Source organism: Rhodococcus sp. R1101 (assembly GCF_000278445.1).
GTDB lineage: Bacteria > Actinomycetota > Actinomycetes > Mycobacteriales > Mycobacteriaceae > Rhodococcus > Rhodococcus gordoniae.
The window spans coordinates 1-695 of record NZ_AJVB01000880.1; the positions used below are offsets into that span (position 1 = coordinate 1).

The following is a 695-nucleotide window of genomic DNA, read 5'->3' on the forward strand; positions in this document are numbered from 1 at the left end:
CCGATGGGGGCTGCGCACGAATCCGCACAAGATCCTGCTCGATCCGTGGGCACGGCGGATCGTCGGGGACGTCGGCGACCCAGGCCGCCTGCTCCCCCATCAGGGCGACCCCTTCGGGCCGATGTCGACCGTCGACTCCCTCGGCCACACGCCTCTGTCGGTGGTGACCCCCGTCCTGACACCGATGCACGACAAACCCCGGGTGCCGTGGGAGAACACCGTCGTCTACGAACTGCACGTCGGCTCGTACACGGCCCGCCATCCGCTCGTGCCGCCGGAACTGCGCGGCACCTATCTCGGACTCGCACATCCGTCGGTGATCGACCATCTGGTGGGCCTGGGAGCGACCACCGTCGAGCTGCTTCCCGTGCAGGCCTTCGTGACCGAGCCGTCGGTCCGTGCGCGGGGGATGCGCAACCACTGGGGTTACTCGACCGCCTCGTACTTCGCGCCGCACCCCGCCTACGCCGTGACGCCGGGCAACGAGATCGCCGAGTTCCGCACGATGGTCGACGCCTTCCACAGTGCCGGGCTGGAGGTGATCCTCGACGTCGTCTACAACCACACGTGCGAAGCGTCGGTGGACGGACCGAGCCTGTCCTGGCGCGGTCTCGACGCTCCCGGCTACTACCTGCTCGACACGCACGGGCGGGACGTGGATCTGACCGGATGCGGCAACACCGTCGACGCGTCCT

1 protein-coding gene is annotated in these 695 nt (G+C 68.8%); it reads left to right on the forward strand.

Annotated elements, in window-relative coordinates; translation table 11 throughout:
* The coding region (locus R1101_RS0124965) for an alpha-amylase family glycosyl hydrolase (RefSeq protein ID WP_016935827.1) at positions 1–695 on the forward strand (695 nt) is incomplete at both ends.